The organism is Candidatus Bathyarchaeia archaeon, from assembly GCA_038883335.1.
In the GTDB taxonomy this organism is placed as follows: domain Archaea; phylum Thermoproteota; class Bathyarchaeia; order Hecatellales; family Hecatellaceae; genus JAVZMI01.
Genome location: JAVZMI010000018.1, coordinates 1 through 6,991, shown reverse-complemented (window position 1 = coordinate 6,991; position 6,991 = coordinate 1). Strand labels below are relative to the sequence as shown.

Annotated in this window: 8 protein-coding genes and 1 tRNA gene; 6 read left to right on the top strand and 3 right to left on the bottom strand. The window is 49.1% G+C overall.

Translation table 11 applies throughout. The features are described from left to right. From QXJ75_06600 to pscS, 4 genes are all read left to right on the top strand, one after another. Positions 1–834 (top strand): ribonucleotide reductase (locus QXJ75_06600; GenBank protein ID MEM3737729.1); only part of this gene is annotated, 834 nt, incomplete at its 5' end. A 56-nt stretch (positions 835–890) separates the two neighbouring features. Further along, the gene (locus QXJ75_06595) at positions 891–1,526 is read left to right on the top strand and encodes a hypothetical protein (protein ID MEM3737728.1); all 636 of its coding nucleotides are present in this window, start codon (positions 891–893) and stop codon (positions 1,524–1,526) included. Positions 1,527–1,593: 67 nt separating this feature from the next. Continuing rightward, the gene (locus QXJ75_06590) at positions 1,594–1,977 is read left to right on the top strand and encodes a hypothetical protein (protein MEM3737727.1); all 384 of its coding nucleotides are present in this window, start codon (positions 1,594–1,596) and stop codon (positions 1,975–1,977) included. Positions 1,978–2,031: 54 nt separating this feature from the next. After that, positions 2,032–3,270 carry an O-phospho-L-seryl-tRNA:Cys-tRNA synthase gene (gene pscS, locus QXJ75_06585; protein ID MEM3737726.1) on the top strand — a complete coding sequence of 413 codons (1,239 nt, stop codon included), beginning with the start codon at positions 2,032–2,034 and terminating at the stop codon, positions 3,268–3,270. A gap of 238 nt (positions 3,271–3,508) precedes the next feature. Here the strand turns inward: pscS and ilvB are convergent, their stop codons facing one another. Further along, complete coding sequence (ilvB, locus tag QXJ75_06580) at positions 3,509–5,188, bottom strand: biosynthetic-type acetolactate synthase large subunit (GenBank protein ID MEM3737725.1); 1,680 nt, start codon at positions 5,186–5,188, stop codon at positions 3,509–3,511. Positions 5,189–5,471: 283 nt separating this feature from the next. Between ilvB and QXJ75_06575 the strand changes: the two genes are divergently transcribed. Together QXJ75_06575 and QXJ75_06570 are read left to right on the top strand one after the other, a co-directional pair. Then, a tRNA-Ser gene (locus tag QXJ75_06575) sits at positions 5,472–5,597 on the top strand. A 95-nt stretch (positions 5,598–5,692) separates the two neighbouring features. After that, positions 5,693–6,091: a hypothetical protein gene (locus QXJ75_06570; GenBank protein ID MEM3737724.1), complete on the top strand. Its 399-nt coding sequence runs from the start codon at positions 5,693–5,695 to the stop codon at positions 6,089–6,091. Positions 6,092–6,192: 101 nt separating this feature from the next. On the opposite strand, the gene QXJ75_06565 is transcribed toward QXJ75_06570, so the two are convergent. Together QXJ75_06565 and QXJ75_06560 are read right to left on the bottom strand one after the other, a co-directional pair. Further along, positions 6,193–6,321, bottom strand: coding sequence for a hypothetical protein (locus QXJ75_06565; protein MEM3737723.1), 129 nt, complete (start codon positions 6,319–6,321; stop codon positions 6,193–6,195). A 64-nt stretch (positions 6,322–6,385) separates the two neighbouring features. Beyond that, positions 6,386–6,637 carry a hypothetical protein gene (locus QXJ75_06560; protein MEM3737722.1) on the bottom strand — a complete coding sequence of 84 codons (252 nt, stop codon included), beginning with the start codon at positions 6,635–6,637 and terminating at the stop codon, positions 6,386–6,388. Positions 6,638–6,991 lie beyond the last annotated feature (354 nt).

The following is a 6,991-nucleotide window of genomic DNA, read 5'->3' as shown; positions in this document are numbered from 1 at the left end:
GTCCACTTCCTAGACAACGTCATAGACGCCAACAAATACCCCCTACCCATAATCGAGAAGATGACAAAAGGTAACAGAAAGATCGGCTTAGGGGTAATGGGGTTCGCTGAGGTTCTTATAGCCTTGAATATCCCATATGACTCTACGGATGCCTTAAACTTCGCAGATAGGCTCATGAGCTTCATATCAGAGGAAGCAAGAAACGCCTCTGTAGAGTTGGCGGAAGAGCGTGGCTCCTTTCCTAACTTTGAAGGAAGCATATGGCCGAAGCGCGGCTACTCTAAGCTGAGGAACGCCACAGTGACCACCATAGCGCCCACTGGGACTATAAGTATAATCGCCGGAGCTACCAGCGGGATTGAGCCCCTCTTCGCTATATCATACGTCCGCGATGTGATGGATGGAACTAAACTCCTAGAGACCAATTCGCTCTTTGAGGCAGTAGCTATGAGCAGAGGCTTTTACAGTAGGGATCTAATGATGAAAATCGCGAAGACAGGGTCAATACAGAACATTTCGGAGATCCCAGAAGATGCCCGCCGCGTCTTTGTAACCGCTCTTGACATAGACGTGGAATGGCACGTAAGAATGCAGGCGGCTTTTCAGAAACATGTAGACAACGCCGTCTCGAAGACTGTTAACCTTAGAGCTGACGCCTCAGTCGAGGAGGTACGCAAAGCTTTCCTCCTCGCCTACAAATTGAAGTGCAAAGGAATTACCGTCTACCGCTATGGGAGCAAACCAGAGCAGGTGTTGAATATCTCGGTGGAAGACTTTGTTAAGGTCGGCGCCGAGTACGCTGGAGAGTGCCCCGCGGCGATGTGCTACCACTAGAATTAGAACTGTTTGACTAGGGAAATCTCTCCGAGGTTTTCGTGGGGTGAAGGGGTCTGAAATTTATCTCTCTAATCTCAGGCGGCTTGGACTCACCTGTGGCAACATATCTTGTTGGAGTTCAAAGAGGGGTTGAGATAATACCTGTGCACTTCGACAACTATCCTTTCTCGGAGAGGGTTACACGTCTGAGGGCTCTGAGGTGCTGCTCCAGATTGGCAAGGCTAGTGAAGATGGAGGGGCTATACGTCTTCCCAAACGGTCGGAATCTAGTAGAGTTTATAGAGCATTGCAATAGGAAGCTAACATGTATCCTATGTAAGCGAATGATGTTAAGAGTTACTGAAAAGTTCGCTGAAGAGGTCGGCGCCGCCGCCCTAGTCACCGGAGAGAGCCTAGGACAAGTAGCCAGCCAAACCCTCACAAATATGTACGTAGAAGGGTCTGCAGTGAGTATACCAGTCTTCAGACCCTTGATAGGTCTGGATAAAAAAGAGATCGTGAATCTTGCGAGAAAGATTGGAACCTATACGGACTCTATAAGCCCTGCAAGCTACTGTAGCGGCAGCCCGAATAAGCCTGCAACCAAGTCTAAACTCGACAAGGTTTTGGCGGAGGAGGAAAAGGTTGACATGCAAACTCTTCTATTTAAGACACTTGAAGGGAGAGAAAGGTTAGAGCTGCTCGTATGAGGTTTACGGTTTATATATAACAGGGTTATCTAGTATTCGAGTAAACTTGCAACCACCCTGCGAAGTTATGGTGAAACATGTGCTTCCAACCATAAGGGCCATGGTGGCGAAAGAGCTCGTTGAAAACTATGATTTTACGCAGGTTGAGGCTGCTAAGAAGCTAGGCATAAGTCAAGCTGCCGTAAGCTGGTACGTTGCTAGCAAGAGAGGACATGCCGATAAGAAGGGCTACCGTGTAACCTATGTCGAGAAGAGCCAAGAGGTTAGGAGCCTAGTATGCTACCTCTCTAAGGAGATAGCATCTAAGGAATCCATAACACCAGAAGAGATAAATAGAAAACTGTGCGAGACCTGCATAGCTCTCCGCTCCAACAGTGAATTCTGCAGGATGCACCTAAGCCTCTCCCCCTCGGTTAAGGGATGTATGATGTGCCTAAACAATTCCAAATAGGAAACAGCGAGGTTTAGCTGTGAACCTAAACCAACCCATGGTGGTCACATTAAGATGATAAACACGCAACGATACATGCAGCTCACAAACAATAGTAAAGGTCTCCTCATCCTCAACCCAATTATGACCGGAGGGATACTCCCTCAAGAGGTCCGCAGAAGACTATACGAAGATGAGTGGTGTAGAGTAGGTTACTCCATATGTTTCGAATGCCTCAAGGGTAGATCAGATCTCATAGGGGACCCGCCCATCAGGGAGTTCTTACAGGATGTAGCTGAGTTCTATGGGGGGGAAGTTGCAGAGCATACCTTCGGCTGCAGGACCGCACAGTTCGCTGTAATGAAGACAGTATCCGAATATATAGATGGAGGAGGCTCACGGGAGTATTCGAAGGTGGTCGTAGCTGATCCACTATGCCATTACACCACCGCTATAGCCGCGGAGATGAACGGGCTTAAAGTGGTAGAGCCACCCCACGGAGGCCCACCAGAGTACAAGGTGAAACCGGAAGGTTTCATCGAGAGGATAGAAGAGGTTAAGAGGGAAACTGGGAAACTTCCTGGGCTAATTGCGGTCACTCATGTTGACCCTTACTATGGCAACCTGAACCCTGTTGTTGAGGTTGGCGCAATAGCTGAGAATTACAGCATCCCCTACATGGTTAATGCCGCCTACACCGCAGGGGTTATGCCCTTGGACATGAGAGAGTTCAAGGCTGATTTCCTCACCGTTTCAGCCCACAAGTCTATGGCATCTCTAGGACCTCTAGGCTTCCTAGTCACACGCAACGAGTGGTCGCAGAGGGCCTTCAGAACTTCTACCTCTGTCACCTCATGGAGCAAACGCTCCTTCACTAAGAAACTCATTAACCTGTTCGGTTGTAGTGTAGGCGGTGCACCCTTGATCTCAGCCCTACTATCCTTTCCCTACGTCGTCGAGAGGGTTAAAGGGTGGGATGGCGAGGTGGAAAGAGCATGCTGGTTCATCGAAGAAATGGAGAGGCTAGATAGCGTGAGGTTGATGGGGGAGAGACCTCATAGACATCACCTTCTATGCTTTGACACACCAGTCTTCTATGAGATTTCGAAATACCATAAAAGGAGAGGCTTCTTCCTCGCTGAGGATATGAGGCAGAGAGGCATAACTGGTCTTCACAGGGGAATAAGCAAACATATCAAGCTCTCAACCTACGGCCTCAACTGGGATCAGCTTAAACAGGTACGTGACGCTTTCGTGGAGATTGCTGACAAATACGTGAAGGAGTATCAGTTGAGGTATGAAGCCTCAATATGAGATGCTGAAACTCCTGAAACCTGAAAAGGTAACTAGCCAAGCTTAGGCGAGAAGCCATATAGCCTAAGCTCAACAAGAGACCTGAGGCGCGCATGTGCCTCGGTTGTTTGATTGATTAGCTCGATGGTGTGAAGCCTTTATCGGACAGCGGTGTAAAATAAGCCTAAGGCGTCAGGATCTTAGGCGCCCGCCAAAAGGTGCCGTAACACACCGATCTGGTGTGGGTTGTGTGCGTTCGCTAATCCCCTATTAGGGTCTCTAGCAGACCTTTACCTGGTGCCACCATAGGGAAGACGTTCTCTTCAGGCGATATCGGAACATCTACGACCGTTGTGACATCACTTCGCAGCCCCCCCTTAACTGCCTCCTCGAGTTCCTCATATGATTGAACACGTTTACCAATAGCCCCATAAGCCTCCGCTAACTTGACAAAGTCCGGCGTCCCGCTCAGATCAACCTCCGAGTATCTCCTACCGTAGAAGAGCCGCTGCCACTGAGCCACCATCCCAAGTACAGTGTTATTGAAGATTACCACGACCACAGGAATTTTCGCCTTAATAGACGTTGCCAACTCCTGCTCTACCATCAGAAAACTCCCATCCCCAGTAAAGTTAACAACTGGTTTATCGGGCTTGGCTACTTTAGCGCCGAGGGCTGCTGGAAAGCCGAAGCCCATAGTTCCTAGTCCACCCGAGGATATGAAGTAACGGGGGTGGTAGACAGCGAAGTTGATGGCGACCCACATCTGGTGCTGCCCAACATCCGTCGTAACTATAGTGTCTGGAGGCAACAACTTCCTCAATCTCTTCAAGAGCGTCGGAGGCCTCAAAGTCTTCTCATCCTTGGTCTGGAATATCTCCGGCTCTAAATCCCTCTTCAGCTTCCACATATGTTCAAGCCAATTAGATGACCTCCTATGAGGCTCATCAGCTAATCCCTTTAGAATTGCATTTAGGATTACCTTCGCATCGCCGACTATGGGAACCTCTACCTCTATATTCTTTCCTATCTCCGAGGCGTCTATATCTGCGTGAATTATACTCGCACTCTTCGCGAAATCCTGCATAGAACCTGTACTCCGATCTGAGAACCTGCAACCGACTGCTAGTATCACGTCAGCCTCGTTGATCAACATATTGGCCGGAAGACGACCGTGCATCCCGATCATGCCGGCGGCGTTAGGATGATCTTCTGCCAGACAGCCCTTACCCATAAAGGTAGTAGTCACTGGAATCCCGAATTTTTCGGAGAGGGTTTTAATCTCCTCGACAGCATTTGAGATCCTCACACCTCCACCAGCGAGTATCACAGGCCTCTCCGCCTTGCTAAGAAGATGCACTGCCTTCGCTATCTGACTCGGGGGCGGTGGTCCAACTGTACGATTGTGACGAAGCCCCAACTCTGAGGATAGATCCACATCAGCTTCTAACACTTGAATGTCTTTTGGTAGATCGACTAGGACAGGCCCAGGCCGCCTTTCCGCTGCGATCTGTAGAGCAGCCTTTATTACAGCGGGTATCTCTTTAACCGAGGAAGGTTGAAAGTTGTGTTTAGTTATGGAGGAGGTGATCCCGATTATGTCTGCCTCCTGGAAAGCGTCCCTTCCTATAAATGGCCGACCAACCTGCCCGGTAATAGCAACTATGGGTGAAGAGTCCATGTATGCGGTCGCTATACCTGTGACGAGATTTGTGGCCCCGGGGCCGGAAGTAGCCATACAGACGCCAGGTCGACCTGAGGCTCGAGCATAGCCGTCGGCCATGTGAGCTGCACACTGCTCATGGCGGACGAGGATGTGCTCAATCTTCTTGTCCACTATAACATCGTAAATCGGCAGAGTGGCTCCTCCTGGGAGGCCGAAGATAACCTCCACACCTTCTTTAATCAGTGTCTCTATGCATGCTTTAGCACCCGACATTAAGACCAACCGCAGTTTATCCTCCCAAAGCGAAGAGTTAAGGAGATCTGACCTACTGGTCGTTTTCAGGTCTCCTCTTCACCCAAAAGGGAATAGCTCCAACCTATTATATTTTTCACAATAATAGCCTACTAGATAAACATTTAAAGAGACATCTCTCCTAGCATTTGGTGGAGGACTGGAGAGTGAGCTGGATGGAGACTGGTTCACTGAGGGATGGGACTGTAGCTAACCTCAAAATATAAAATACCTAATAGCATACAACAAAGTTAACCTGAGCGTAGCCGGGATGGCTGAGTGGACGAAAGCGCAGTCCCAAACTAAGTTGGGGCGGAAGCCTTGAGCCGAAACGCCAGAAAGCCTGTGACCCCCCCGGGTCTCGAGGGTTCGAATCCCTCTCCCGGCGCCATTTCTTATGTGTAACACTCTTGTGGGGGTATGTGGATATCTACAACCGTGAATTAAAGCTGAGAAGGGCGCTGGAGAAGCTTGACGCACCTAGTGATGCCTGAAGAGAACAAGGCAACAATCAAAGCTTTTGATCAGCACCTCAGGAAGAGAGAATACTCGGTCGGGGGAAGGCAGAAGTATGCCAAGTATCTTAACAAGATAGCTTTGAGGCTGGGTAAACCCTTCGCAAAAGTGGATCGGAATGTTGTTTTAAGTCGTGAATACTATCTGCAGTCAGGGTTACGCCAAGGTGGACTTTGGCCCTTTCACCAGCACGGTCAATGTTCGGCCTCTCAGCTTCACAGCCGAGTATCAACACGTCCGAAACGAGTACAGAATGTTGAAGAGGAGAGCATTGAACCGACTTTGACGGAATGCTGGCTTGCAGAATCCGCGCGTCGGCTCGGCTGGGTTGGAGGCGTGTTTCCCCTTTTAATAGGCGTTAATGGTTAGGCCGGGAGTTTAGGAGACTTGCGGATATAGGTAAGCTTGACCTTTCGCTTGTAGGGCGTCGGCCTCACCGCCTCAGGGTGTAGCTTCCCTCGCCAAGCGGCTTAAACAGTCTCTCGAACTCTGCGTTCTCCACTAGGGCGGCAAGCTCTCCCTCCGCCCTCCGCGAGAGTCTCTAGAGGGCTCGTCATCCTTAGAGGCGGAATGGCTGCCGCTATCTCCCGCGCAATCATCCTTGCCTTTAGGTCGGTCTGGAGCTTTCTCCCCAGCCTCGGCGGCGATGATTCCGCATCAAAATTAGTGAGGGAGGGTTTGGGGGCTAAGAGCAGATACTGTGTACTCTTTAGCTACCTTTTTAGCCTGAGCATCCACCAGACCTTCGGCTTGAAGTCTCTTTATAGCTCTCCATATTGTGGTCTTGTCTGGAGGGCCCGCCCCATAAGAGGCTTTCACAGCTCTAATCACTTGGCGCATCGGAGCTGATTTTGTGACCGCGTCCAATATCCTTGACTCCGGGTCTGGGTAATTCTTTCTCCCATAAGCCCTCATGCAGTTTTATGCAACGTGTTGCATTTAAAATCTTCTCAAGGTTAACCGCATTTTTTTTCTTTTGAAGTGAAAAGGATTTTCAAGCTCTATGGGTATTCTCGCAACCTTGTTCCTTTCCTTCTGCAAGTTTTTCTTATAGGGTGAGGAAAAGAAAATATAAAATGTGAGAGGGAAACCATCCTGATGCCGCTAAGCATTATGTAGATAAACGAACTATTTACGGTTGAAGAGAGATCAGGGAGATGATATCAGAAGTTTTCCGACCGAGTAAAATAGAGATGTTAGATTTTTTTTTGTCATAGTTTGATTTTTTTTAAAAAAAAAAGCCCCTTTCGGTTTAGAATTAAACACAAA